Below are 24,912 nucleotides of genomic sequence, written 5' to 3' on the forward strand. Positions count from 1 at the left end.
GGATTGCGCGCGATAGTCAGGGGACGCAGGGAAGTCCTTATAAGAACAAAAAGAAAAGCAGGCAAATAACCTGCTTAAAAACTGATTTTGCCCTTGAAATAGACTCGCAAAATCAAATCTCGGGTCTTTCTGTTAAGCAAAGAGAGAGCCAACAAAGCGAGAAAGAGTTACTTTGCGATGCAATTTTTAAATTGCCGCTCCAGTTCCTCTTTGTCCAAGTCCTTTCCGATGAAAACAAGTTCGCTTTGTTTTTTCTCGTTTTCGTTCCACTTCCGGTCCGGACGTCCTGAAAACAGCATATGAAGCCCTTGGAATACGATTCGATATTCTTCGCCTTTAATATAAAGGATCCCTTTATAACGCAATAAATCTTCTCCTTTTTCCCGTACGAGATAACTCATCCAATGATCCACCTTTGCCAAATCAAGAGGCTTCTCTTCCCGAAAAGCGATAGAAGACACTTTATCATCGTGATGGTGGTGATGATGATCTTCTAGAAAATGAGGATCGATTTCAATTTTTCGATTGACGTCGAACGTATTGATCCCCAGTATATCTCTTAAATTGACCTTGCAATCTCTGGCATACAGCCTCTTAGCCGTAGGATTAATGTTGACAAGTCTTTGCTCCAAGGATTTCAGCTCGTTATTCGATACTAAATCTGTTTTATTGAGGATGATGACGTCAGCAAATGCGATTTGCTCTTGCGCTTCATCCTGATCATCCAGATGTCTGGTGACATGCTTGCTGTCTACTACCGTGACGATGCTGTCAACTTCAAATATTTCGGATAGCAGTTCATCCATGAAAAACGTCTGGGCAACGGGGGCAGGATCAGCCAGTCCCGTTGTTTCGATTAAAACGCGATCAAATGCAACTTTCCCTTGATCCATTGAGAATACAAGCGTTCTCAGAATGCGAATCAAATCTCCGCGGACCGTGCAACAGATACAGCCGTTGTTCATTTCCAAAATTTCTTCTTCAGAATCAACGACAAGCTGGTTGTCTATCCCGACTTCTCCGTACTCATTGACAATAACCGCGATCTTTTGATTGTGCTTTTCTGTAAGTATTCGATTTAAAAGTGTGGTTTTCCCGGCGCCTAAGTACCCAGTGAGAATAGCGACAGGAATTTTCTTTTTAGTTATAGGCATGATCATTCGACTCCATTTAAAATTTTTTCGATACTTTGATTACTTTTTCTTTTGGAACTCCGGAGATGACGCCGGATGAACGTTCGAAGCGTTGGCCGTCATACAAATGGCTTGCTTTTTCTTTATAATCTTCATTGGTACAAAGCGAGTCAATCAGGAGGGGGACATCCTCAGGTTTTAAATCTCTATACCAAGTTCCTCTCGGGTAATGGATGGCCACGCACTTATCTTGACACCTTCCATTACACCGCGTGCGCGTTGTATGAATGAAATCATCAAGCTCCCGGTCCGAGATTTCTTGCCGAATCACTTGAGTCAGTTCCTCAGCTCCGGCCCGATTGCAGCTGCTGCCGTTGCAGATAAAAATATGATGTTTCATATTACTTAAATCCCATGTCGCCATATGTATCTTCCCTCCAAATAAAACAGAATTATTCCGATTTGTAAGCGATAAAATGATAAAGAACTGAGAATGAATATAGAGGCGCCCCGGTCGATCACTGTCCGAAAGGTGATACTCATAACGGGGAGACGGCCCCGGCAACATCCGCAGTATTTCACTCCTTTCGAAAAGCTCCATATATTTCAGCCTTCTTTTGCGCCTTTGGTTATTTCAATACTACAACAAAACGTAATTATTACGATTTGAAAATCATTTTATCTCTTTTTCAAGTCAAACGCAAATAGAAGAGGTTAAACGGTGCCAATGAGATCTGTGCAGCTTCTTTATCCAGCCGCACCTTGGCGCAAAAACCCCTTGAGCAATCAAGGGGTTTTTTATCTATAGCAATTTTTCCATTGCCATTACATCGATAAAACGTCCATCTAAAATTCCTTGATTTTTAAAGATGCCAACTTGCCTGTAGCCCATTTTATTGTATAGGTTTTGCCCAAGTTCGTTAAAGGGAAATGTAAAGAGGACGATTTTATAAAAACTATTCTCTTTAGCTGTTTTTTCTAGAGCTTGAAGAAGGAGGCCGCCTATTCCTTTTCCGCGGCATGCACGATCAACATAGACAGAAAGGTCGGCAACACCTTGATAAGCACAACGGTGGGAGTACGGGTTCAAAGAAGCCCAGCCTACAATTTCTCCTTTTGATTCGGCCACAAGGACAGAATAGCGCCCTTGATGTTCCTGAAACCATATTTCGATATCGCTCATTTCCTTTAAATCTTGCTCCAGAGTCGCAATTCGATCTTCAATGCCCTGATTATAAATAGTTAAGATAAATGGCAAATCGGCAGAAATAGCTTTTCGAATGTTTATGTTATGCATGAGTTCCTCCGTAGAAGGACTTCGAGTGCAGCATCATATGATAAGTTGGTCACTAAATTGTCCGCAAGTTTTTGAAAGCGCGTTCGTTATTGTTTGCTTGACGGATCTAAGCGGAATTGGCAACAGACAGGGTAAAAGAGAGCAGGCCTAAGCTTTGCTCTCTATTTTTTTGACACTTCATCTTTGAATAAATGTTTCTATTTCCCGTTACTTGATATCGATGGCCGAAGCTTTATTGTCCCAATCAGAAGCCATATTAGCAGTTTTGCCGTACCAATCGGAATGTCTAAACAAAACGCCTTTGCCGTATCCTTGAGTTGAAGTATGCTCCCACAGCGTCGTTGAATAGCTTGATGAAGGAGACGCCGTACTTAACGATGAAATTCTGTCATTCCAGCTGGATGGCAAGTTTTTAAATCCGTCTCTCCAGTAAATATACTGCCCGCCTTTATTTTTATATTCATAGAAATCGGTACAGCAGGGACCGCTGGCAGAAGGTTTGAATTGCTTCTCAAGCCTCTGCTTGTCTTTCGCGATAAAGGCTTCTAAAGTAACCTTGCTCGTAAATCCATACGCAAGCAAATCGCCGTTCTTATTCTGCTTGGGCAGAACCATGGTTACTTTGACATCTCTGACGGATTTGGCGTTGGCTTGAGCCGGCGAATCCACATTTTTTCCGTCAACGGTTAAGTAGTGGAAAGATTTGACCGTATATTGATTCCGCTGCTGATCGTCCAGTTTCACTTTAACATCGCTTTCATTTTGCGACGCAGCGCTTGCCGTCGACGCGGAAATCAAACAGGCAGCGGCAACGAGTCCAATCCCAATTGTTTTCTTGAACTTAGTTTTAAACATATAACAACACTCCCTCTCTTAATTTTCCTATTTATTAATAGGATGGAAAAATAATAGCATTAATAGAATGAAAATCATGTCTCTTTTTGAAAAAAACATTAATTTTCTATTAACATTCAGCAGCAGGAGAGGTTCGGTATCTGTATTGCATTAAAAAAAGGCTCTTTTTTAAAAAAGAGCCTTTCATGATGGAGTCAACAACGGTAAGCAGGAGGAGAACATGTAAAATAAGGAGAAGGTCATAAGTTATTGCTGACTTTTAAAACGAACTTTTTAGTAGCCTCCATATCCACCGCCGAACCAGCTGGCGCCGATGATGATTAAGAGAATGAACAGAACAACAATTAAAGCAAAACCGCTTCCGTGTCCGTAACCTCCGCTCATATGTTTCACCTCCCTAAAGAGACATAGTTTATCCTATGTCACTTTATAAATTTGGTATAGGATATTGATTTACATTTTTAAAAATAGTTGAACCAACTTCACCCTCATGCGAGTCTCAGATGAAGAGCCGACTATCATGAGGACTTCGTGCAGAGAGGATGAAAATGGTGATTGGCGTCCTTTAAACGGAATATAATGCAATAAATCCACCGAAAAGGGCGCTGAATAAATTGAATTTTCAATTAACTGAAAAAGACATGCTTCGTATCATCAGGAATGGTCTTCAAACGGCACAGTACCCTAAGCATATGATGATCGTTGGTGCCGGGTTGTCCGGACTTATCGCAGCGTCTTTATTAAAGAATGCCGGGCATAGAGTGACGATTGTGGAAGCAAATGACAGAGCGGGAGGGCGTGTTTTTACTTCCCGTGCGCCCTTTAGCGAAGGGTTGTATTTCAATGCCGGGCCGATGCGCATCCCCGATATCCATACTTTAACGATGGAATATATTAAGAAGTTTAATCTGCCTGTCAATGTGTTTATCAACCGAACCCCCATGGATATTCTTTACGTCAACGGCGTGAAAACCCGTCTTCATGAGTTTGAAAAAAATCCGGGCGTTTTAAGGTTCCCTGTTGCTCCCCATGAGCAGGGAAAAACGGCAGAACAGCTGATGCTTTCTGCTTTGCAGCCTATCCTCAATTTTATCAGCCAAGATCCGGCGAGAAATTGGCGTATTGTTGAAAAACAATACAGGAACGAATCGTTAGGATCTTTTCTCAACACTCATTTTTCAAGCGGTTCCATCGATATGATTGGTGTGCTTTTGGACATGGAAGCGTACATGGGATTGTCCCTTGTCGAAGTATTGCGGGAATCGATTTTTTTTACATCGCCGACTCGCTTCTATGAGATTACAGGCGGCATGGACCTGTTGACGCAAGCTTTTCTTCCGCAATTAAAGGGGAATATTTTATTCCGTCAAAAATTGATGAAAATGTCTCAAACTAAAAACAGTGTAACAGCCCATTGCATTCACCAGCAGTCGGCAGAACATTCAGCGGTGACAGGTGACTTCGCGATCGTAACAATACCTTTTTCAGCATTGCGATTTGTGGCATTTGAGCCGTTTGAATCCTTTTCCTACCAAAAGCGGAGAGCGATTCGGGAGCTTAACTATATTGCGGCGACAAAAATAGGAATCGAATTTAAGAGCAGGTTTTGGGAAAGAGTCGGACAGCGCGGCGGCAGATCGATTACCGATTTGCCGATTCGCTTTTCATACTACCCTAGCAGCATAGGAGGACACGGGCATGCTGTCATTTTAGCGAGCTATACGTGGGCTGATGAAGCGCTAATATGGGACAGTCAGCCTGAAGAAGAGCGGATCCGCTATACGCTGAAAAATTTAGCGAAAATATATGGAGATATCGTGTATTCTGAGTTTGTATCAGGCGCTTCTTTCAGCTGGACGCAAAATCCTTTTTCAGCCGGAGCATTTACAGCTTTCGAACCAGGGCAGGAATTAGAGTTGTATCCTTATATTCCGATGCCTGAAGGAAGGGTGTATTTCGCCGGGGAACACGCTTCCCTCACTCATGGGTGGATGCAGGGAGCGATTGAATCGGGAATACGGGCGGCGTATGAAGTAAATCAGGCCTCCCGCGTATAACATGAACTTTGCAAGTATTTTAATAGAAAGAACCGATTTTAAGGGATGGGGAAGAGTCGCTGTTAAAAAGCGGCTTGTTCGTTTTTATTGAGTTAAACAGACGGATCTTCCAATAAACTCCGCCTTCTGAGGGGATGTAAATTTGTTTTTGCTTCCTCAACAGTAAGAAGTGTTTCCATTCGTAAAAACAAGTTTTTAAGAACTTCATTTATAAAAAATTTTAATGCTTATGATACAATTGAATTGCAGATGTAACTCGACAAGCAAAAAAGTGTTTTGCTGAGGTGAATGATCGGATTGCCCGCATTTTTTCGTTAAGAACCCTCCTTTTTCTTACAACAAAAAAAGCCCCCAAAACGAGTTTTCCCTTAGGAAAGGCTCATGACATACCGGATGGAATGACTTAACATTCTGCCGGGCAGAATAGCTAAGAAAGGATTGAATCACATTGAATGCTGCTCGTGATCGAAACATCATGCTTTTGCTTCTCTGTTTGACAGCAGGTATTGTAGATGTGATTGGGTACTTAAGTATCGGTCACGTATTTACCGCTAATATGACCGGGAACATCGTACTGTTAGGATTATCAATCGGCAATTCTCTTCATGCGACCGCCGTGTACTCGCTGATCGCACTGTTCGGATTTATCATCGGCGTGATTATATCAGCAGCCATTGTCGGAAAACAGGAAAAATCGTTCTGGCCGACAGGCGTCACGATTGCACTTGCTGTGGAAGCAGCCGTATTGCTTCTATTTGCCTGCCTGACTTTCTTTGAAAGTTCGCCGCACCTTTTAATCTTGCTGTTAAGCATTGCGATGGGGCTTCAGACTACGGCAGCCAGAAAGCTCGGCATTGCAGGGATTTCCACTACTGTCCTAACGGGGACGCTGGCAAACTTTTTCGAAGATGTGACAAAACGATTCCTCAGTAATAACAACCAAAAGGTCATCCATAAGGACGCATGGCTTCGCGCTTTGACGATTGTGCTCTATTGCCTGGGGGCTGTCATTGCCGCACTTGCTGAACCTGAGCATCCGTTTGTTGTGATTTGGATTCCGATCGTTATCATTATCGGTATTATTGCGGTTGCAGGCACAAGGTTTCACGGAAAGAGTGAGGGATGACCAGATAAGGACGGTTCTATACACCGGCATTCGTGAACCATCGATTGTTACATATGTTTTATGAAGGTGCAAGTCCGGGTAATAGGACGGGGAAAAGCACCAGTATCGGTTAAGATTGGGAGGAGGATAAATGGTTGGAACACATTAATATGGAGCAGTTTATTTTATTAGCGGCCTTATTGCTGATTATCGGTGTACTGACAACGAAATTTTCGACTAGGCTCGGAGTGCCCGCCCTTGTATTGTTCTTGATTGTCGGGATGATCATGGGGAGCGATGGTCTCGGAATTATTTATTTTAATAATCCCGAGCTTGCCCAGCTGATTGGAATTATCGCACTTGTCGTCATCCTTTTTGAAGGCGGTTTGCAAACAAAGTGGTCTTCGGTCAAAGCGGTCGCCGTTCCTTCATTGTCGCTCGCGACGATTGGCGTTTTGCTGACCACCTGCGTGGTTGCGGTTGCCGCCAAGCTGATTTTTAATGTTTCTTGGATGGAGGGCTTTTTATTCGGAGCGATTGTCGGCTCTACAGACGCAGCCGCGATTTTCGCCGTATTGAAAGGCCAGAATATTAGAGACAGATTGAGCTCCACTCTAGAAGCAGAGTCGGGTACAAATGATCCGATGGCGATGTTTTTGACTTTATCGCTCATCCAGCTGCTGACGGCTGACCATTCATCTTATTTCATGCTTGTTATTTCATTTTTCTGGCAGATGGGAATGGGACTTTTGCTCGGATATTTACTCGGGCGGTTCGCCAGCTTTGCCATCAATAAAATCAACTTGGATTCGAGCGGACTTTATCCGATCTTCGCTCTTGCTTTTGCGCTTCTTACCTACAGTCTTACAGATGTCATCGGGGCGAGCGGCTTACTGGCCGTCTACATTGCCGCGCTTGTCATCGGAAATCAAGATTTGACTTACCGACATTCCATTTTCAGGTTTAATGAAGGCTTTGCCTGGATGATGCAGATTTTGATGTTTATCATTCTCGGATTATTGGTTTTTCCTGCCCAATTTTTATCCTTCGATATTATTTTCAAGGGCTTCTTGCTTTCCCTGATTTTAATTTTTATCGCCCGGCCGGTTGCCGTTTTTCTGTCGACCATCAAAATGGGCTTTAATTTTAACGAAAAAATCTTCTTATCATGGGCCGGATTAAAAGGGGCAGTCCCGATCGTTCTTGCAACATTTCCGATGACGATGGGGCTTGAAAACAGCCAATTGATCTTTAATGTCGTATTCTTCGTCGTTTTAACATCGGCTTTGATCCAAGGGTCAACCATATCGGTCTTCGCAGAAAAATTGAAATTGAACGGACCGCAGAAAGTAGAAGCGCCGCATTCGCTGGAGCTTGTTTCCATCGGCAAGGCGAACGCCGAAATTATCGAATTTGAAGTCGATGACCAAGCAGCCATTACCAGGCAGATGCTGAAAGACATCAGCTTTCCAAAAGATGCCCTGATCAATGCGATCATCCGAAATGGGGATTTGGTCACGCCGCATGGAGAAACGAAAATTAAACCAGGCGATATTTTATATATCCTCGTATCGAAAAAACAAAAGAAGGAACTGAAAAAATTTTTAAACAGAGAATTTGATTAAGCCGTCGGAAAAGCACAGTACAAGGCAGACTTGCTCAGTATGTCACGAATAAAGGTCAATGAAGGGTACTGCACCGGTATTCTTCATTGGCCTTTTTTTGCCATGTGGAAGTTCAGCTATATGATAAGTGACATTTAGACCTTTGTTGATCAATTGCTCATATCCATTTATAATTTAAAAATCAAATATTAGGAGGCGCATGAATGATGAAGTGCAAAAAAATAAGTGGGTTAACATTCGAGGGGAAAGCGCATCATTAACCCTATAAACTGCGTGATTCCCCTTTAATTTTGGGGGTATCATTCAATTGAAAAACAGTAAAATACAAACCTTTAAACATCAAAAGAAGGCATTTTGGTGGCTTAGCTTTGTCGCTTTCTTCAGCGTGATGAACGAAACCGTATTTAATGTTGCATTGCCGGACATAAAAAATCAATTCGGCGTGTCGCCTGCGGCGGCAAATTGGGTGAATACGAGTTTCATCATTTCCTTTGCTGCCGGTTCAGTTGTTTACAGCAGGCTTTCTGATATGTACGGCGTCAGGAAGCTGTTTGTGGCCGGACTGCTCATCTATGGCGGAGGCTCATTTATGGGTTTGTTGGCTCAAGCTTATTTCCCGGCTGTGATCTTTGCGCGCTTTGTTCAAGGATCCGGGGCTTCCGCTGTACCCGCGCTTATCCTGGTCATCATCACGCGCTATGTCCGTCCGGAGGGCCGGGGCAAAGCATTCGGCATTGTCGGATCACTGGTGGCAATGGGCGAGGGAATAGGTCCGGCCATCGGCGGAATGATTGATTGTACATTATATTCATTGGTCGTTTCTGTTTATTCTGCCGATGGCAGTGCTGATGGCGATTCCTTTCTTCTTTAGAAATATGCCTGATGAAGCCGCTGCAAAAGCAAACCTGGATATCATTGGGATCGGACTGCTGACAATCAGCATTGTGATGTTCGCTGTATATATATCGCTGTATCATGTCTTTTATTTACTGGCGGGCATTTTTTGCTTGATTGGAGCTGCAGTTCATACCCGACATGCAGAACATCCGTTTATTGACCGTTCTTTAATAAAGAATCGCCGATATATAGGCGTCGTTTTGGCAGGATGTACTGTATTGGGAAGCGTTGCGGGAATCGTCTCTGTCGTTCCTTATATGATGAGAGTCTTGTTTAGCTTAAATGCCGATACTATCGGGAGCGGCATCTTACTTCCGGGCACTGTGGGCGTTATCTTTTTCGGCGTTGCGGGCGGAGCCCTTACAGATCGCTTCGGCAGCCGGTTTGTTTTTACTCTTGGATGGTTATTGATCTTGTCAACCATGGCAGCCGCGTCACAGGTCGGCGACCGGACACCATGGTTGATGACGATTATGCTCGTGTTTATATTTGGCGGTCTTTCATTTGTGAAAACGGCAATTTCAAACAGTACCGCAGAAAGCTTGGAAGAAAAGGCTGCAGGCGCTGGAATGGGGATGCTGAACTTTGCCTGTTTTTTATCTGAAGGAATAGGCGTCGCATTAGCAGGAGGCTTGATGGCAGTGCACGGGTTTGGCTATTCTGCGCTTCCGGCAATGAACGATGCCTGGAGTGCTGTATTCAGCCGCTCGTTTGCCATATTCACAGTTTTTGTATTGGCTGGCGGATTGCTATATTTATTGACTTGCAAACGCAAAAAATCTTAGGATATTCGAGTGGTTGGGCGGGAAAGCCCAGCCGTTTTTTATGCTGACTCGATTTTCTGAAACATAATGAAAAGAAAATCGTATTTGATGTAAAGCTTCTTGAGAGGATGAAAATGATGAAAAGAAGCATCGGCACCTTTGAAATTGACGGACTGACAATTGAATATTCGCGAGTAGGTGAAGGGAAGCCGATTCTTGTGATGCACGGAGGTCATTCGAATTGCCGCGAGGAATTTGGGTATCGAGATCTTTATGAGAGCCGATTCTCTATCATCACGCCTTCCCGTGCAGGGTATGGCCGGACATCGAAAGAAATCGGGGACAGTTTGGAACTTGCCTGCTATTACATATGAAACTGCTTGATCATTTAAATATCAAGAAAGTTCATGTGGTTGCGGTGTCAGCCGGCGGGCCAAGCGGAATATGTTTTGCATCCAAATACTCGGAAAGAGTAGAATCCTTAATTTTGCAAAGCGCTGTCACAAAGCAGTGGCTGACAGCGAAGGATATTGAATATAAAGTTGGTCAGATCATCTTTCGGCCGCCTGTTGAAAAGGCCGTATGGAAGCTGATATCGGCGCTTAACAATCGATTTCCGGAATGGATCTTTAAGAAAATGCTATCCTCCTTTACTACACTTCCTGCTGATCAGGCGATGCTGAAAGTCACGGAGGGAGATATTGAAGAAATGAGAAAAATGAACAACAGACAGCGTTCAAGTCGAGGGTTCTTGCTTGATTTAAAAAATATAGACGATTTATCTTTCCATCATTTGAAGGAGATTTCTTGTCCGGTATTAATTATGCATTGCCGATATGATCGTGTTGTTCCAGCCGAGCATGCTTTTCATGCAAAAAAACTGATTCCTTTTTCAGAAGTCTATCAGGCAGACAGCTGGGGTCATCTCATTTGGCTGGGAACAGAGGGTAAATCTGTCTCACAGAAGGTCATCAGCTTTTTAAAAACCACATCATCTTGATCATAAGATGAATAAAATTTTAGGATCGCAGCCTACCCGCAAATGAAGTAGTGCAATTTTTTAATCAAGAGCAGAATGATCTTTCCGAACAGAACTGATGAACGTCGTACAAGACTTGCAAATAAGATGAATGAGAAATCCTCCCTGGCCGGTTTTCGGAGCACAAGGGAAACTTATGTATAAGAATCTATTCCGATAGAGGGACAGGTACGGGATGAATCATTGATTACCGTTGCCTGCGATTTCCCAGGGGGGAGAGAGTTGGTAAACTTGATATCATCCGCGGGTTTGCTTTGCTTGGCATTCTTTTAGCCCATAGGGAAGTCGTCTTTGGCTGTGGATATTTCAATTTGGGCCTGCTGAATGGATATGGCGCAGTTTGGCTTGCGGCAAGCGGCAGCTTCTTCCTAAACTCGCGATTGAAACGATGCGGCTATGCAATATGGTGAAACGTTGCATGAAAAACTTAACATTTTAAAAATCCAGCCGATATGATGAATAAATAACTGCACGCTTCCGGCAAATGTGGTATGGTAGCTAGTAAGTTTAGGAAAAGGGAGGATATTGATGATCATCGTCACAACAGATACAATCGCAAATCAAAACATTGTCGAAGTCAAAGGGCTTGTCACAAGCAGCATCGTTCAGTCGCGGAATATCGGAAAAGATATTCTGTCAGGGTTGAAGTCAGTCATTGGCGGAGAATTAAAAAATTACACCCAAATGCTTGAGGATTCGAAAAAAGCTGTGAGGGAACGGCTCGTGAATCAAGCTGAAGAGCTTGGAGCAAACGCGATCGTCGGTCTAAGGTTCGAACTGTCTGCAGGCCAGGGAACCTCCGAACTCATCGGATATGGTACGGCTGTTGTAATCGGCTAGCTTGCAATCGAAAACGAAGGCGGCGGCTCTCGTTGCCGCCTCAGCGAGTCAAGAAGGCTTCCCTGTCTGTTTCGTCTCTTTATGTTTTTGAGTCAGATGGGGATACTTTCTGTAGATGACAAACGCTATGATCGCCATATATAAGCCGTAGACGCCGACAGAGAGCAGCTTGTTTTCGCTGAAATTGGCACCTGCGATAGAGACGACGAGAACGTTGGGGACTTTTCCAAGCGTCGAAGCCGCAAAAAAGACAGCCCATTTCACCTTGCTTAAACCGCAGACGATATTCATGACAACGGCTGGGATAACCGGGATCAGCCTGCCCAATAGTACGGCTGTAAAAGCATTTTGGTTAAAATACGCTTCATATTCGCTCATTTTCGGGTATTTCGTTAAGTGTCTGCGAGCCATGTCTCTGAATCCGTAACGTGAGAGGAAAAACAAGAGCATGGTGCCGAGCATAGACCCCGTCAGCGTGATCAGCACGCCGTTTGCGATTCCGAACAAGGCGCCGTTTAATCCGGCAATGAGCGCAAACGGGACGATCGGGAAAAATACACAGGCCGCCACAAGCAGCATGCTGAATAATACCGAATAAACGCCTCCGTCCCTGATGACGTCGAGCCAGGAATCTTTGCAGACGAATCCGACCGCGATGATACTTGCCATGATGATGATAGTGAATAGTTTTCTGATCATACCGCTCCCGCTGCCTTTCTTTGTCTTTAGCTTCTACATTTGCAATAAAGCTTCTTCTAAGTGTGCCAAAATCTCGTCAGTTTTTGAGAGGTTGCAATTGCTGAGCATAATCAGCACTTTTTTCTCATCCATGTATCGGTTAATTGAGCTGATAAAACCGTGGATTTCTCCATCATGCCATATTTTATACTTATTTTGATGATTAATAAACCATCCGTATCCGATCGAATTGTTTTGAATGAGCGCCGGAGAAGGGCCTTCGGCTGCAAAAGCCTGCTTTTTGACGCGGCTGTAAAGGGCTTCTTTCAAAGCATCTTTTGAGACAAGCTTCTCGGTGTAAAGCGCCCTGTCCCATAAGTACAAGTCTTCAACGGTTGAATACAGCCCGCTTTCCCCGTAGCCGTATACGATAGGCGCTTTGATCATTTCACGATTCAGGCATAAATATCCGACTGTAGGCGAAATATCTTCCGGAGAAGAGAAAAAACCGGAGTTTTTCATGCCTAAAGGGTCAAAGATCAATTGTTGAATAACGTCTCCATAAGCTTCATTTGTGATCGTTTCAATGATTTTTGTAAGCAGTATGTATCCTGAATTACTGTAATTGAACCTTTGTCCCGGCCGAAATTCAAGCGGCTTGTCAATAAAACGTCTGATAAATTGGTCCAACGGTGCGCGCTCCAGCTCAATATCGAGCAATTCTTCCTCTAGAAAATCAGGAATTCCGGACGTATGGCTTAATAAATGTTTGATGGTAATGCTGTCGCCGTTCGGATAGCCTTCTAAATAGTTTTGTACCGGGTCATCTGTACGAAGCAGCCCCTTTTCTTGCAGCTGCATGACCGCTATAGCTGTGAATTGCTTTGTCAGTGAGGCAATTTGGTAGCGTGTAGACGGTTCATTCTTCACCTTGTCCTTACAATTGGCATAACCGTATCCTTTCGATAACAGTATACCGTTTGAATCTGCCAGCAAAATGCTGCCGTGAAAATGATTGTTGGATGCTTGTTCCATTAAATAATCATCAAGATGTTCCGCTGTATATACCAATAACAACAGTCCTTTCATATCTAATTATGATAAGAAGAAAACAATAAACGATAGTTTTGAAAGGAAATGAAGCAGGAAGCGCGACCAAAATAACATTATAAAAATTTTTTTGTATTTTCCATCATTTGCAGAATAATTTAAGCTAAATTTAAAATAAGGCAATTTCATGACATCCGTTAAAACGAGTGCTGTTTTGACGGATGTTTTTTATTATAAAACGATTGAAATATAAGTCGGCAGTAACGAAAAGGGGAATAAAGTCGTACACAGCCTTAAACTAAGGGCTAAAGTTCTGTGTTTTTTTGCAAGGAAAAGGACTATATTAGTATTTTTTAATTTTAATTTAATTTTGAAGGGTTTTTCCTTTATGATCTATAATATGTTATTTAACATAGTGAAAGAGATTTTTAAATCTTTGGTGCTGTCATGAAGCAAAAATAACAGGAGGTTAAGAAATGGGACATAAACATATCGCGATTTTTAATATTCCGGCTCACGGCCATATTAATCCAACGCTAGCTTTAACGGCAAGCCTTGTCAAACGCGGTTATCGGGTAACATATCCGGTGACGGATGAGTTTGTGAAGGCTGTTGAGGAAACTGGGGCAGAGCCGCTCAACTACCGCTCAACTTTAAATATCGATCCGCAGCAAATTCGGGAGCTGATGAAAAATAAAAAAGATATGTCGCAGGCTCCGCTGATGTTTATCAAAGAAATGGAGGAGGTTCTTCCTCAGCTTGAAGCGCTCTATGAGAATGACAAGCCAGACCTTATCCTTTTTGACTTTATGGCCATGGCGGGAAAACTGCTGGCTGAGAAGTTTGGAATAGAGGCGGTCCGCCTTTGTTCTACATATGCACAGAACGAACATTTTACATTCAGATCCATTTCTGAAGAGTTTAAGATCGAGCTGACGCCTGAGCAAGAGGATGCTTTGAAAAATTCGAATCTTCCGTCATTTAACTTTGAGGATATGTTCGAGCCTGCAAAATTGAACATTGTCTTTATGCCTCGTGCTTTTCAGCCTTACGGCGAAACGTTTGATGAGCGGTTCTCTTTTGTTGGTCCTTCTCTTGCCAAACGCAAGTTTCAGGAAAAAGAAACGCCGATTATTTCGGACAGCGGCCGTCCTGTCATGCTGATATCTTTAGGGACGGCGTTCAATGCCTGGCCGGAATTTTATCATATGTGCATAGAAGCATTCAGGGACACGAAGTGGCAGGTTATCATGGCTGTTGGCACGACAATCGATCCTGAAAGCTTTGATGACATACCTGAGAACTTTTCGATTCATCAGCGCGTTCCTCAGCTGGAGATCCTGAAGAAAGCGGAGCTGTTCATCACCCATGGGGGTATGAACAGTACGATGGAAGGGTTGAATGCCGGTGTACCGCTCGTTGCCGTTCCGCAAATGCCTGAACAGGAAATCACTGCCCGCCGCGTCGAAGAGCTTGGGCTTGGCAAGCATTTGCAGCCGGAAGACACAACAGCAGCTTCACTGCGGGAAGCCGTCTCTCAGACGGATGGTGACCCGCATGTCCTGAAACGGATACAGGACATGCAAAAGCACATTAAACAAGCCGGAGGGGCCGAGAAAGCCGCAGATGAAATTGAGGCATTTTTAGCACCCGCAGGAGTAAAATAACCATTTAAACGAACCCGGGAATCCCCGGGTTTTTTGTTGCTGCCGTAAGGAAGCGGGAAAAGTATACAGCGGCGCTTTTTGAACATACTACCTTCTATTAAATGTATTAAAAAGGAGGAAGTGTTTTGTCAAATCAGGGCAATTTCAAAAAAACGATCTCTCTGCTTGACCTGATTTTGATCGGCATGGGTGCGATATTCGGATCGGCTTGGCTGTTTGCCGTCAGCAATGTCGCTTCAAAAGCCGGGCCCGCTGGAAGCTTTTCGTGGATTATCGGCGGCGTCATTATCCTTTTAATCGGCCTCGTTTATGCCGAGCTGGGAGCTGCGTTGCCGCGGACGGGCGGGATTATCCGCTATCCGGTGTATACCCACGGCCACCTTGTCGGATATTTGATTTCATTTATCACGATTGTTGCCTATACAAGCCTGATTTCGATCGAAGTGACGGCTGTCAGGCAATACGTAGCCTATTGGTTTCCCGGTTTGACGATAAAAGGTTCTGAATCGCCGACGATTATCGGCTGGCTTTTGCAGTTTGCGCTGCTTTGTTTGTTCTTTTTACTGAATTATTGGAGTGTCAAAGCGTTTGCGAAATCAAATTTAATTATTTCGGTTTTTAAGTATTTTGTTCCTTTGACAATCATCATCGTGTTGATATTCCATTTTAAATCGGCGAACTTTGCGGGAGAATTTGCGCCGTTTGGCTTTGGCGGGGTTCAGACATCCATTTCGACCGGCGGGGTGATGTTCGCATACCTCGGTCTACATCCGATCGTTTCGGTCGCCGGCGAAGTGAAAAATCCGCAGCGGAACATCCCGGTTGCTCTGCTGATTTGCATCATTGTTTCGGCTTGCGTCTATACGATACTGCAAGTGGTGTTTATCGGAGCCATACCGACTGATATGCTAAATGACGGATGGAAAGCGATCGGCAGGGAATTTTCTCTTCCGTTTAAAGATATCGCGGTGCTGCTCGGGATGGGCTGGCTTGCCACTCTTGTCGTTCTGGATGCGATTTTATCACCCGGCGGAAACGGCAATATTTTTATGAATACAACATCGCGCTTGGTTTATGCATGGGCGCGGAACGGCACATTGTTCAAAATCTTTGCCAAGGTGAATAAACCAACGGGAATTCCGCGTCCGTCGTTGTGGCTGTCGTTTGCGCTCGCCGTTTTTTGGACGCTTCCGTTTCCGTCTTGGGACGCGCTCGTCAATGTTTGCTCTGTTGCCCTGATCCTCTCCTATGCGATTGCTCCGGTTTCAGCAGCGGCGCTGAATGTGAATGCCAAGCAGCTTAAAAAGCCTCTGCAAATCAAAGGAATGGCTGTCATCGCTCCTGTCTCCTTCATATTTGCGTCGTATATCGTCTATTGGTCAGGGTGGAACACCGTGTCATGGCTGCTCGGATCACAGCTTGTGATGTTTGCTGTTTATTGCGCGTGTAAAAAATACGTTCCGCAGGACGATGTTTCGTTTGCACAGCAGCTTAAATCAAGCTGGTGGATCGTCGGATATTATGTGATGCTCCTGATTTTATCGTTTCTGGGCTCATTCGGTAACGGCCTTGGCCTATTGAGAACGCCGGTCGATTTAATCTTGATCGCGCTAGGATCGATTGCGGTATTTTACTGGGCGAAATATACGGCGCTGCCAAAGGCAGTCATTGATTATGATGAGAAAAAAGAAGAAACCGTTTAAGTATGAAAACCCCGCTGTATGGACTGCGGGGTATTCACACGTTTTTATTACAGTTGCGGAAGATCTTTAGCCGTTTCGGCAGCTTTGGTATCAATCTGAATTTGTTCAGATAAATTCGCAGGATGGTAATACCCTTTGGAAATCATATAGTTTGTGATCTGTTCATGGGTGTCAATCGCGTCGTTTAAATACTGCTTAAGCGTTTCGCGCACTTCTGGAGAAGATGTTTCCGTGATAGCTGTGGCAATGTTTTTGACACCGGTTTTTGCCGAGATTAAAAAATCGGTGGCAATGACTTGTTCAGTCATCGCGCCCATGCCTGTCATGTTTTGGATGAATTCGTTCATACGGTTTCACCTCTCACTGACAATAGACCTTGTAAATGCTCGATCTGATGCTTTGTTTGGGATGCATCACGCTCCAAGATGTCGCGAAGCTCTTGATCCTGAACCATTCCCGTCATTGTTGATGACTTTGTCAGACAAAGGTTTTTAAACATTAACAGCTCATGCAGCTCCAATGTTTCATGGATCGCATTATTCAATCGCAAACATTCCTTTCAAATTTGTTATTGTGTGAAGGACACATCTTTAGTATCAAAATTCGTTAGCGGGATTATTCGGTTTGTTATTTTACAATAAATCACATAATGATGTCAGACTTTTCGGACGCGAAAGAATTTGGTCAAGAGCCATGTTCCTTGCGGAAAACTGAGTGTGAGCTGCCAGACGCCGCCGCCGTCAAGTCCGTATTCGGTGATCAGCTGCAGTTTTTTTCCGATGCTGCGTGCGTCTTCAAACCATACGACATGCCGTCTGCCCTGTTCATCGGTGTATCTGAAAAAAGGGGACTCAGAATTTGTATCATATTGAATCGGTGCCTGGTGCTTCATGGCGAGCTGAACGGCGTCTTGGTTGGCGATTCCGGGGTATACGGCACCGGGCTGATAGGGCAGGGTCCAGTTATAGCCGTAAAGCGGAAAGCCGAGAACGATTTTTTCTTTGGGGACATGGCGGAGAGCAAATTGAATTGTTTGCCGGACTTCATTGATCGGAGCAATGGGGCCGGGCTCGCTTGTCCCGTGGTGCCAGTCGTATGCCATGATGAAGATAAGGTCGCTCACTGCACCGATTCCGCCATAGTCATACCCTTTCAGCCAGGCGATATTTTCATTTGTTTTCGGCGGAACGGCAATCGTCAACACATAGCCGGACGGCTTCAGCCGCTCTTTCAACAGGCGGAGAAAACCTGAAAATAAATCTCTGTCTTCCTCCAAAATCTGTTCGAAATCAATATTGACGCCTGCATATCCTTTTCTGGAAATCGTTTGGACAATATTGTCGATGAGGCGATTTCTTACGGCAGGCTGATTTAATACGCGGTGCGCAAGAGACGGACTGAAGCCTGATTCAGTTAGATTGGTGACTGTCATGAGGGGAGGAACGCGCCGTCTCCAAGCCGTTTGTACGGCCGGTGAATCATTCAGCTCGCTTAACGATCCGTCGCTTGAAATGTGGTATTCAAAAAATGCCAGATACGTGGCGTATGGGGCAAAATTATGAATCAATTCCTGGTCTAACCGGGGGTTTCTCAGTGTGTAATATCCTAAAGCAGTGATCGGTTTTTTCGGCAATTCCGGAATCATCACTTTTATCCCCGGCCTCATATTGGAAGGGGTTACAGACGGATTTGCTTTTTGCAATGCTTCGACGGATACAAACGTCCGGCGGGCAATCGTGTAATAACTGTCTCCCGGCTGAACGGTATATGTATAAAGCGGTATTAAAAGAGCCTGTCCGGGGACAATGTTTGTTGCGATCAACCCATTCGCCAATCGGATCTGGTCAATCGAAATTCCGAACTTGGCGCCGATGACAAATAGTGAATCTCCCGGCTGGACTGTATAAATAAACAACTGGCACACTTCCTTTTGTTCCTCTGTATGTGACAGGGGGTTTTATGCTATGTCTATGACCGTTGCAGAAGGATCATGCGCCGTTTTTTACAGCTGGAATGGTGAATAGAACCGTGAAGCGGATAATTCTTGACTGAACAGTCTAGAAAGTGTATCCTTCAAATAAAGGAGGTGATAGGGGCTTGGGAAGGAGCAAAGAATTTGATACCGCTCTCGTCCTTCATAAAGCGATGGAGGTTTTCGGCCAATTCGGCTATGAGGGGGCGTCGATGCAGGAGCTGCTCAGCCGCCTGGGAATTGCCAGGCAAAGTCTGTACAATGCATTCGGGACTAAAAGGGGTCTGTTTATCGCCGCCCTTACAAGATATCTAGATGATAAAAATGCGCAAGTGATCGCCATGCTTGAAAGCCCCGGATCAGTGAAGCAATCGGTTCGGCAGATCTTCCAGGAAAGCTTAAACGTTCTGAAAGACCCCGAACGTTCAAAGGCATGCTATATCATCAACAGCGCAATTGAACAAATTCCCCGCGATCCGGAGGTTGCCGAATACTTCGATAAGCAGACAAAGCAGTTGGAAACCGCCTTTTACAAAGCGCTTGTCCGAGCACAGTCACAGGGGGAACTAAAGAAGGGCCTCCATGATCTTTCAGCAGTTGCCCGTTTTTTGAATCAAACCCGGCTGTCGCTCACGTTTCAGGCGAAGTTAACGGGGGATTTTGATGCCCTTCAGGATCTGATCGATGTCAGCCTGTCTATTCTTGATTGATATATTGTTTGTCATGGGGAGATGGGCTGCTGCCCGTTTTTATCACTATTTTAGACTGATTGGTCAAAAAAGAATGGAGGAAAGAAAATGACGCGTGCGATAACCGATGTGATGGAACTGTTTTTGCAGTCGATGCTTGAAAAGGATATGGAAAAGTGGATACAGCTTTGGGATCAAGATGCGGTGTTTGAGCATCCATACGCACCGCCGGTTTTTCCTAAAAAAATAGAAGGTAAGTCAGCGATTTACGATTATATAAAGGATTTTCCCGAAAAAATCGATATTGTCCGCTTTACAGCGCCGACTATTCATCAAACGGCAAAATCGGGCTATTCGGCTGTCGAATTTGAATGTGAAGGCATTGTGTGTGAGACGGGTCTTCCTTATAACCAACAGTACATCAGCCTTGTAAACCTTAAAGCGGGCAAAATTGTCCACTACAAAGATTATTGGAATCCTTTGACTGTCGTCAAATCGTTCGGAGGACAGCTGCAAACCTTTTTATAATCTGACAAGGAGTGATGAAAGTGGGAAAAAAAATATTGATTACCGGCGGAACCGGTACGACAGGGAGCCGAATCGCCAAAAGGCTCGTGCATTTGGGTGCCGGCGTCCGGATCGCAAGCCGGAGAATACCTGCAATTACCGGAGCAGAACATGTATATTTTGACTGGAATGATCAAACAACTTACAAAGACGCATTAAAAAACACGGACTCATTGTATTTGGTTGCGCCTGTCGGTGTATACGAACCGTCGCCAATCGTACTGCCTTTTTTGGAAATGGCATCGGCATTCGGCGTCCGCCGCATTGTCCTGCTCAGCGCTGCAATTATTGATGAAAATGGACCGGTTTTCGGGAAGCTTCATCACGCGGTCAGGCGATATGTTCCTGAATGGGCGGTGCTAAAGCCTTCATATTTCATGCAGAATTTTGACCATCAGCATGGCGCTTCGATTCGGGAGAAAAATGAAATCGTCACCGCATCAGGCGACGGCAAAGTCGGGTTTATAGATGCAGACGATATCGCTGAAGTAGCTGTGCGCGCATTGCTTGATCAAAAGCCGCATAATACGAGCCATATTTTGACCGGGCCGGAAGCCTTGAGTTATGCCGAAGCCGCGGCAATCATCGGCAGAGCGGCAGGCCGCGACATCAGACATGTCAATGTCGAAGTGTCCGCGTTGAGAACAAGGTATATAAAGGCAGGATTATCTCCCGATTATGCCGGCTTCATGTCGGAATTAGATGAGAAAATCAAGAACGGCAAAGAAAACCGCATCACGGATACAGTGGAACGCATCACGGGAAAAAAACCGCGTTCACTGGCTGATTTCGCTAATGAATACACCGGACGCTGGCGTCTGTTTTAACTCGTTCCTGAAGCTGAACGGTCTTTTCTCTTCATTTTTGACCGTTCAGTCCAATTAATAAAATGTTTCGTTTATTTCCCATGACTCAACTGTACAGTAGGCCAAGTGAGGGTTCATTCCCATGCCCATTAAATAAGCCATTGCCGCTACTTCTTCCATGGCATGGTGATAGGAAGTGGCTTGGGCTTCATTTAAACCGTAATGAACAAAAGGTGCTACTGTGCACAACGTCTTATGTTTCAAGTGGGGAAACAACGGACATTTAATGTGGTGCAAGGCGGTTTCGGGATGCTGATACTGGGGGATATGCGTATGCTGTTCGGGAACCGCCGTCTGCTGTAAATGTTCTGCATTCTCCATTTCTTTCGTCCTTTCTCGTGCGGATTTTCGTTGTATTCTATGTTCCGCTTATGCCCTGTGTGTTAGACAGTTGTCACGGTTTGATAGGCAAATAATAAGACAGAAAGGTCAAATACCGGTAGACTTTTAAGCAGGATAAAAAAAGGAGGTATTTTTTATGGCTAAACATCATTTTTACCTTCAGGCAGACTGGCCTGGAAAACGAAACGACATCGGAAGGATTGAAAGCGGGAATTTAAAAACCGAAATTTCGATACCAAAGGAAATGGACGGCCCGGGGGCGGGGACAAACCCTGACGAAATGCTGCTCGGTGCCGCTGCGACTTGCTATATCATTACACTTGCAGCGATGATGGAAAGAAGCGGATTGGAAAAAGAGAGCCTGACGATGGAATCCGAGGCCGTTGTCGATGTGACAGGCGGGGTGTTTACGTACGAAAAAATCATTCACAGACCTCTGATCCGCCTCCCGAAAGAAGCGGCGCAAAAAGAGGCCGAACTTGCCGAAAGACTGGCTAAAAAAGCGGAGACATCATGCATGATATCAAGGGCGGTTCAGGGCAACGTCGCCATTGAATTAGAGCCGAAGATTGTCGTCTCCAAAGCGGATTAGATTTCGATCGTGAGCTGAGCCTTTTGATCCGCTGCTTCGGTGCGCTTTGAATTGAGCAGAAAGACGCCGCCGATGATCAAAGTAAGCCCAATAAGAGTTTTGAGATTAAATGGCTCCTGAAATATAAAATGCCCGATTGCAGCTGTCAAGGCCGTTCCGGTGCCGGCCCAAGTCGCATAAGCCGCTGATAAAGGCAGTGTTTTTAATGAAAAGCTCAGAAATGTAAAAGAAGCCGCAAAACCGATTATCACGCCGGCTGCGGGCAGGGGGGCGCTAAAGCCTTCTGACAGCTTCAGCATCGTGCTTCCGAATACTTCGGACAAAATGGCAGCCGCCAAAAAGATCATGCCTTTCATGACATTCGCCTCCTTATGACAAATTGATCAGTACAACGCCTGACACGAGACAGATAATGCCGGCGATATTTCGCCGGTTCAGCTTTTCTTGAAACCACAAGACGCCGATGATTGCAGTCAGAACGGTGCCCGCTCCGCTCCAAGTCGCATAGGAGAGGCTTAATGGAATGACCTGCAATGTGAGCGACATCATGTAAAATGCGAGACCGTAGCCGATTACTACAAGAACCGACGGCTGCCAGCGCGCGAACCCGTCAGATATTTTCAGCATGGCGGCTGCCGCCGCTTCTGACAAGATGGCGATCAGAAGAAAAATGTAGCCTGCAATCATACGGAATCCTCCTCTATCGATTTTATTGCATGATTCAAAAGGAGAGCTTTCTCTTCGTCAGCCAGCAGTTCCAATTGAAACATTCCCGAAAGCCAGATGCGCCGGATACGAGTTTGACATATGCAAAGGCCGGGGGGGCAAACTCCGCAGCGCCCTCTGCGCGCGCTTGTACAAAGTTGAACGGTAGTTTTCATTCGAATATCATAAAGCGCAGCCCATAAACGATTTTAAAGTGTTTCAGCTTTTATTCCGAAATCGTTATGAGCTTCTTCAAAGCTTTCCCCTTTTTTAGACATAAAAAAAACCCCGCTTCACTAACCGGTTGGTAAAATCCATCTTAATTGATGCAAAAGTTCTAAGTCAAGAAAAAAGTAATGTAAAAAGGCCCCTGAAAGAGCCTTTATCTGTCAGAAATAAGGATAGTAAGGATACGGCGGATACGGATATCCCCAAGGGCCGAGAAGCGCTCCGGCAGTAAGGCCGCCCAAAAATCCTCCGAAGAAGGGGCCCGGACCGAAAAATGGACGCGGGCCGAAAAACGGCCGCCCAAAAGGTCCGCCAAAGAAAGGCCTGCCAATGATTCGCTGGCTGTCGTCGTCATATACAGGAGCATGGTCGAAATGATACATAAAAAAATCCCTCCAATAATAAAATGATACCTGACTAACATCACTGTATTCTGCCCAGCCGTTTTTGCCTGGGCGCCCGCCGGATTTTTTAGTGAAGCAGCCCTCAAAAAGGAGTGAACGAAAACATGACGCTGTATCAGTCGGATTGGTCAAAAGCGCCTCCCCATGCCCACGCCTACAGGGCGAGAACAACGACTGCCGAGGGACATTACCACCTAATTGAGGGTTTTTCCCAGCCGGCAAACGGGAGCAATACAGATGGGCATGTTCATTTTTATTCCGGAATTACTTCTTTCGTCGATGGTCATTACCATAGGTATTATGCGATTACGGGGCCAGCGATTCCGCGGGCGGACGGCACGCACTATCATGAAATCGAGGGCACGACCTATTTGGCATATTCTGCGGCTCCCCCGGTCAGATATGGCGGAGTCGTTTATGTAAGCGATGGAATGAAGGAAAGGCACCGGCATCCTTTTAAGGGTTACACAAGAGAAATCGTCGGAAATGAGCCGATTGGCTGGTGAGGGAATGTTTGGAAAACAGTGAAAACGGGTAAAATGAAATGGGTGTTTTTGAATGTGAAATGGTATAATGGGAGGAGCTTGTTTAAAGAGAGTGATCATCAGTGAATAAAACGAAGCCGCCGGTCATCGTTTTGATCGGACCGACCGCTGTCGGTAAAACAAAATTAAGCGTCATGCTGGCCGAGCGTTTGAACGCGGAAATTATCAGCGGAGACTCAATGCAGATTTACAAAAGAATGGATATCGGCACAGCAAAAATCAGAGAAGAGGAAATGAACGGGGTTCCGCATCATCTGATCGATATTAAAGAACCGACGGAATCTTTCTCGGTAGCTGAATATCAGGAGATCGTCAGACAAAAAATTGCAGAGATTGACAGGCGAGGGAAGCTTCCGATGATTGTCGGGGGAACCGGGCTCTATATCCAGTCTGTCCTTTACGACTATTCATTCACAGAGGAAGCAGGCGATCCTGAGTTCCGGGCGGAGATGGAGGCGTTCTCTGCGAAGAGGGGGGCCGAATATGTTCACGATCTTTTGAAAGAACGCGATCCCGAAGCGGCAAGAGCCATTCATCCAAATAATAAACGAAGGGTCATCAGGGCGCTTGAAATCCTGCATACAACAGGAAAAACGATGTCCGAACATATGGAAGGACAGCGGAAAGAGCTTTTATACACGACGGCTCTCATCGGTTTGACGATGGAGCGGGAAGTGCTCTATGACAGGATCAACAGCCGCGTTGACCAGATGATGGATGAGGGGCTGCTGGATGAAGTGAAACTGCTTTATGATGAAAACGTAAGAAACTGCCAGTCTGTCCAGGCGATCGGCTACAAAGAGCTTTATGCGCATCTCGAAGGCAGAGCGTCCTTGGAAGAGGCGGTTGAGACATTGAAGCGGAATTCGAGACGCTACGCCAAAAGGCAGCTGACATGGTTTAGAAATCAAATGGATGTCGCATGGTTTGACATGACGCCCCCTGTCAATATCGAGCAGAAAAAACAGGAAATTTTCACTTACATAGCAGGAAAGCTCGAACTTTAATCGAAACAATATGGTATAGAGAAACAAGGAGGACCAGAAACATGAAATCGATAAATATTCAAGATCAGTTTTTGAATCAGATTCGGAAAGAAAATACATTTGTCACGGTCTTTTTACTGAATGGATTTCAGCTGCGTGGACAAGTAAAAGGATTTGACAACTTTACAGTGTTGATTGAATCGGAAGGAAAGCAGCAGCTCATATACAAACACGCCATTTCTACGTTTGCACCGCAAAAAAACGTTCAGCTCGAACTGGAATAGCGATTCACGGACTAAAAGACCA

Annotated in this window: 28 protein-coding genes and 2 pseudogenes; 16 read left to right on the forward strand and 14 right to left on the reverse strand. The window is 44.9% G+C overall.

The features are described 5' to 3' along the window. Window positions 1–167 precede the first annotated feature (167 nt). The 5 genes and pseudogenes from MKY62_RS09545 to MKY62_RS09565 form a co-directional block, all read right to left on the reverse strand. Complete coding sequence (locus tag MKY62_RS09545; protein WP_003181980.1) at window positions 168–1,160, reverse strand: GTP-binding protein; 993 nt, start codon at window positions 1,158–1,160, stop codon at window positions 168–170. A 10-nt stretch (window positions 1,161–1,170) separates the two neighbouring features. Beyond that, the gene (locus MKY62_RS09550) at window positions 1,171–1,557 is read right to left on the reverse strand and encodes a (2Fe-2S) ferredoxin domain-containing protein (protein WP_003181982.1); all 387 of its coding nucleotides are present in this window, start codon (window positions 1,555–1,557) and stop codon (window positions 1,171–1,173) included. Window positions 1,558–1,935: 378 nt separating this feature from the next. Then, on the reverse strand, window positions 1,936–2,430 hold the full coding sequence (locus MKY62_RS09555; protein WP_011197989.1) for an arsinothricin resistance N-acetyltransferase ArsN1 family A: 495 nt from the start codon (window positions 2,428–2,430) through the stop codon (window positions 1,936–1,938). 207 nt (window positions 2,431–2,637) lie between these two features. Next, window positions 2,638–3,141: pseudogene (locus tag MKY62_RS09560) on the reverse strand (hypothetical protein); the annotation flags it as partial. 417 nt (window positions 3,142–3,558) lie between these two features. Beyond that, window positions 3,559–3,669: a YjcZ family sporulation protein gene (locus MKY62_RS09565; RefSeq protein ID WP_011197990.1), complete on the reverse strand. Its 111-nt coding sequence runs from the start codon at window positions 3,667–3,669 to the stop codon at window positions 3,559–3,561. A 257-nt stretch (window positions 3,670–3,926) separates the two neighbouring features. On the opposite strand from MKY62_RS09565, the gene MKY62_RS09570 reads away from it, so the two are divergent. The 7 genes and pseudogenes from MKY62_RS09570 (at window position 3,927) to MKY62_RS09600 (ending at window position 11,612) form a co-directional block, all read left to right on the forward strand. Then, window positions 3,927–5,342, forward strand: a complete 1,416-nt coding sequence (locus MKY62_RS09570) for a flavin monoamine oxidase family protein (protein ID WP_026080856.1) — start codon at window positions 3,927–3,929, stop codon at window positions 5,340–5,342. A gap of 448 nt (window positions 5,343–5,790) precedes the next feature. Then, window positions 5,791–6,468 carry a YoaK family protein gene (locus MKY62_RS09575; RefSeq protein WP_003181994.1) on the forward strand — a complete coding sequence of 226 codons (678 nt, stop codon included), beginning with the start codon at window positions 5,791–5,793 and terminating at the stop codon, window positions 6,466–6,468. Between the two features lie 134 nt (window positions 6,469–6,602). Continuing rightward, the gene (locus MKY62_RS09580; protein WP_003181996.1) at window positions 6,603–8,072 is read left to right on the forward strand and encodes a potassium/proton antiporter; all 1,470 of its coding nucleotides are present in this window, start codon (window positions 6,603–6,605) and stop codon (window positions 8,070–8,072) included. Between the two features lie 307 nt (window positions 8,073–8,379). Further along, window positions 8,380–8,943, forward strand: coding sequence for an MFS transporter (locus MKY62_RS09585; RefSeq protein WP_003181998.1), 564 nt, complete (start codon window positions 8,380–8,382; stop codon window positions 8,941–8,943). Continuing rightward, window positions 8,864–9,754: an MFS transporter gene (locus MKY62_RS09590; RefSeq protein WP_081365313.1), complete on the forward strand. Its 891-nt coding sequence runs from the start codon at window positions 8,864–8,866 to the stop codon at window positions 9,752–9,754. The genes MKY62_RS09585 and MKY62_RS09590 overlap by 80 nt, the downstream gene beginning before the upstream one ends. A gap of 116 nt (window positions 9,755–9,870) precedes the next feature. Beyond that, window positions 9,871–10,733 (forward strand): annotated as a pseudogene (locus MKY62_RS09595) (alpha/beta hydrolase). Between the two features lie 567 nt (window positions 10,734–11,300). Continuing rightward, on the forward strand, window positions 11,301–11,612 hold the full coding sequence (locus MKY62_RS09600) for a YbjQ family protein (RefSeq protein ID WP_003182008.1): 312 nt from the start codon (window positions 11,301–11,303) through the stop codon (window positions 11,610–11,612). A gap of 48 nt (window positions 11,613–11,660) precedes the next feature. Here MKY62_RS09600 and MKY62_RS09605 read toward each other — a convergent pair whose 3' ends face one another. Together MKY62_RS09605 and MKY62_RS09610 are read right to left on the reverse strand one after the other, a co-directional pair. Beyond that, window positions 11,661–12,311: a TVP38/TMEM64 family protein gene (locus MKY62_RS09605; protein WP_003182010.1), complete on the reverse strand. Its 651-nt coding sequence runs from the start codon at window positions 12,309–12,311 to the stop codon at window positions 11,661–11,663. 33 nt (window positions 12,312–12,344) lie between these two features. Beyond that, on the reverse strand, window positions 12,345–13,361 hold the full coding sequence (locus MKY62_RS09610) for a serine hydrolase domain-containing protein (RefSeq protein WP_011197991.1): 1,017 nt from the start codon (window positions 13,359–13,361) through the stop codon (window positions 12,345–12,347). Between the two features lie 455 nt (window positions 13,362–13,816). On the opposite strand from MKY62_RS09610, the gene yjiC reads away from it, so the two are divergent. Both yjiC and MKY62_RS09620 read left to right on the forward strand, forming a co-directional pair. Beyond that, window positions 13,817–15,007, forward strand: coding sequence for a UDP-glycosyltransferase YjiC (gene yjiC, locus MKY62_RS09615; protein ID WP_003182014.1), 1,191 nt, complete (start codon window positions 13,817–13,819; stop codon window positions 15,005–15,007). 125 nt (window positions 15,008–15,132) lie between these two features. Then, window positions 15,133–16,710, forward strand: a complete 1,578-nt coding sequence (locus MKY62_RS09620) for an APC family permease (protein WP_011197992.1) — start codon at window positions 15,133–15,135, stop codon at window positions 16,708–16,710. A gap of 47 nt (window positions 16,711–16,757) precedes the next feature. On the opposite strand, the gene MKY62_RS09625 is transcribed toward MKY62_RS09620, so the two are convergent. The 3 genes from MKY62_RS09625 to MKY62_RS09635 all read right to left on the reverse strand — a co-directional run bounded on the left by MKY62_RS09625 (window position 16,758) and on the right by MKY62_RS09635 (window position 18,625). Beyond that, window positions 16,758–17,057, reverse strand: coding sequence for a spore coat protein (locus MKY62_RS09625; RefSeq protein WP_003182018.1), 300 nt, complete (start codon window positions 17,055–17,057; stop codon window positions 16,758–16,760). Continuing rightward, window positions 17,054–17,254 carry a hypothetical protein gene (locus MKY62_RS09630; protein WP_003182022.1) on the reverse strand — a complete coding sequence of 67 codons (201 nt, stop codon included), beginning with the start codon at window positions 17,252–17,254 and terminating at the stop codon, window positions 17,054–17,056. Before MKY62_RS09630 ends, MKY62_RS09625 begins: the two co-directional genes overlap by 4 nt. Before the next feature lie 111 nt (window positions 17,255–17,365). After that, window positions 17,366–18,625, reverse strand: coding sequence for a glycosyl hydrolase family 18 protein (locus MKY62_RS09635; protein ID WP_011197993.1), 1,260 nt, complete (start codon window positions 18,623–18,625; stop codon window positions 17,366–17,368). Window positions 18,626–18,807: 182 nt separating this feature from the next. On the opposite strand from MKY62_RS09635, the gene MKY62_RS09640 reads away from it, so the two are divergent. The 3 genes from MKY62_RS09640 to MKY62_RS09650 all read left to right on the forward strand — a co-directional run bounded on the left by MKY62_RS09640 (window position 18,808) and on the right by MKY62_RS09650 (window position 20,765). Next, entirely contained in the window at window positions 18,808–19,392 is a 585-nt protein-coding gene (locus MKY62_RS09640; RefSeq protein WP_003182026.1) for a TetR/AcrR family transcriptional regulator, read from the forward strand. 87 nt (window positions 19,393–19,479) lie between these two features. Next, entirely contained in the window at window positions 19,480–19,899 is a 420-nt protein-coding gene (locus MKY62_RS09645; protein WP_003182028.1) for a nuclear transport factor 2 family protein, read from the forward strand. Between the two features lie 14 nt (window positions 19,900–19,913). Continuing rightward, window positions 19,914–20,765: an NmrA family NAD(P)-binding protein gene (locus MKY62_RS09650; RefSeq protein ID WP_339614093.1), complete on the forward strand. Its 852-nt coding sequence runs from the start codon at window positions 19,914–19,916 to the stop codon at window positions 20,763–20,765. Between the two features lie 54 nt (window positions 20,766–20,819). Here MKY62_RS09650 and MKY62_RS09655 read toward each other — a convergent pair whose 3' ends face one another. Next, window positions 20,820–21,125, reverse strand: a complete 306-nt coding sequence (locus MKY62_RS09655; RefSeq protein WP_003182032.1) for a hypothetical protein — start codon at window positions 21,123–21,125, stop codon at window positions 20,820–20,822. 157 nt (window positions 21,126–21,282) lie between these two features. On the opposite strand from MKY62_RS09655, the gene MKY62_RS09660 reads away from it, so the two are divergent. Further along, window positions 21,283–21,738 (forward strand): OsmC family protein, encoded by a 456-nt coding sequence (locus MKY62_RS09660; protein ID WP_003182035.1) that lies wholly within the window; start codon window positions 21,283–21,285, stop codon window positions 21,736–21,738. Here MKY62_RS09660 and MKY62_RS09665 read toward each other — a convergent pair. The 3 genes from MKY62_RS09665 to MKY62_RS09675 all read right to left on the reverse strand — a co-directional run bounded on the left by MKY62_RS09665 (window position 21,735) and on the right by MKY62_RS09675 (window position 23,054). Further along, window positions 21,735–22,094 carry a multidrug efflux SMR transporter gene (locus tag MKY62_RS09665; RefSeq protein ID WP_003182037.1) on the reverse strand — a complete coding sequence of 120 codons (360 nt, stop codon included), beginning with the start codon at window positions 22,092–22,094 and terminating at the stop codon, window positions 21,735–21,737. The genes MKY62_RS09660 and MKY62_RS09665 overlap by 4 nt on opposite strands. 13 nt (window positions 22,095–22,107) lie before the next feature. Further along, window positions 22,108–22,446, reverse strand: a complete 339-nt coding sequence (locus MKY62_RS09670) for a multidrug efflux SMR transporter (RefSeq protein ID WP_071583991.1) — start codon at window positions 22,444–22,446, stop codon at window positions 22,108–22,110. Window positions 22,447–22,832: 386 nt separating this feature from the next. Beyond that, a complete protein-coding gene (locus MKY62_RS09675) occupies window positions 22,833–23,054 on the reverse strand; it encodes a hypothetical protein (protein WP_003182041.1) in 222 nt (73 codons plus the stop codon). Between the two features lie 125 nt (window positions 23,055–23,179). Here MKY62_RS09675 and MKY62_RS09680 point away from each other — a divergent pair, with 125 nt between their 5' ends. From MKY62_RS09680 to hfq, 3 genes are all read left to right on the forward strand, one after another. Beyond that, the gene (locus tag MKY62_RS09680) at window positions 23,180–23,581 is read left to right on the forward strand and encodes a YmaF family protein (RefSeq protein ID WP_003182043.1); all 402 of its coding nucleotides are present in this window, start codon (window positions 23,180–23,182) and stop codon (window positions 23,579–23,581) included. A 101-nt stretch (window positions 23,582–23,682) separates the two neighbouring features. After that, window positions 23,683–24,627: a tRNA (adenosine(37)-N6)-dimethylallyltransferase MiaA gene (miaA, locus tag MKY62_RS09685; RefSeq protein WP_003182046.1), complete on the forward strand. Its 945-nt coding sequence runs from the start codon at window positions 23,683–23,685 to the stop codon at window positions 24,625–24,627. A gap of 41 nt (window positions 24,628–24,668) precedes the next feature. Next, complete coding sequence (gene hfq / locus MKY62_RS09690; protein ID WP_003182047.1) at window positions 24,669–24,890, forward strand: RNA chaperone Hfq; 222 nt, start codon at window positions 24,669–24,671, stop codon at window positions 24,888–24,890. Window positions 24,891–24,912 lie beyond the last annotated feature (22 nt).

It is taken from the genome of Bacillus sp. FSL R7-0646 (genome assembly GCF_037969865.1).
Lineage (GTDB): Bacteria > Bacillota > Bacilli > Bacillales > Bacillaceae > Bacillus > Bacillus licheniformis.

Excerpts from the sequence above, each read along its gene's own strand:
- MKY62_RS09545 (WP_003181980.1), bottom strand. The coding sequence starts at position 1,160 with ATGATCATGCCTATAACTAAAAAGAAAATTCCTGTCGCTATTCTCACT.
- MKY62_RS09550 (WP_003181982.1), bottom strand. The coding sequence starts at position 1,557 with ATGGCGACATGGGATTTAAGTAATATGAAACATCATATTTTTATCTGC.
- MKY62_RS09555 (WP_011197989.1), bottom strand. The coding sequence starts at position 2,430 with ATGCATAACATAAACATTCGAAAAGCTATTTCTGCCGATTTGCCATTT.
- MKY62_RS09565 (WP_011197990.1), bottom strand. The coding sequence starts at position 3,669 with ATGAGCGGAGGTTACGGACACGGAAGCGGTTTTGCTTTAATTGTTGTT.
- MKY62_RS09570 (WP_026080856.1), top strand. The coding sequence starts at position 3,927 with ATGCTTCGTATCATCAGGAATGGTCTTCAAACGGCACAGTACCCTAAG.
- MKY62_RS09600 (WP_003182008.1), top strand. The coding sequence starts at position 11,301 with ATGATCATCGTCACAACAGATACAATCGCAAATCAAAACATTGTCGAA.
- MKY62_RS09605 (WP_003182010.1), bottom strand. The coding sequence starts at position 12,311 with ATGATCAGAAAACTATTCACTATCATCATCATGGCAAGTATCATCGCG.
- yjiC (WP_003182014.1), top strand. The coding sequence starts at position 13,817 with ATGGGACATAAACATATCGCGATTTTTAATATTCCGGCTCACGGCCAT.
- MKY62_RS09625 (WP_003182018.1), bottom strand. The coding sequence starts at position 17,057 with ATGAACGAATTCATCCAAAACATGACAGGCATGGGCGCGATGACTGAA.
- MKY62_RS09645 (WP_003182028.1), top strand. The coding sequence starts at position 19,480 with ATGACGCGTGCGATAACCGATGTGATGGAACTGTTTTTGCAGTCGATG.
- MKY62_RS09650 (WP_339614093.1), top strand. The coding sequence starts at position 19,914 with ATGAAAGTGGGAAAAAAAATATTGATTACCGGCGGAACCGGTACGACA.
- MKY62_RS09655 (WP_003182032.1), bottom strand. The coding sequence starts at position 21,125 with ATGGAGAATGCAGAACATTTACAGCAGACGGCGGTTCCCGAACAGCAT.
- MKY62_RS09660 (WP_003182035.1), top strand. The coding sequence starts at position 21,283 with ATGGCTAAACATCATTTTTACCTTCAGGCAGACTGGCCTGGAAAACGA.
- MKY62_RS09665 (WP_003182037.1), bottom strand. The coding sequence starts at position 22,094 with ATGAAAGGCATGATCTTTTTGGCGGCTGCCATTTTGTCCGAAGTATTC.
- MKY62_RS09675 (WP_003182041.1), bottom strand. The coding sequence starts at position 23,054 with ATGTATCATTTCGACCATGCTCCTGTATATGACGACGACAGCCAGCGA.
- MKY62_RS09680 (WP_003182043.1), top strand. The coding sequence starts at position 23,180 with ATGACGCTGTATCAGTCGGATTGGTCAAAAGCGCCTCCCCATGCCCAC.
- hfq (WP_003182047.1), top strand. The coding sequence starts at position 24,669 with ATGAAATCGATAAATATTCAAGATCAGTTTTTGAATCAGATTCGGAAA.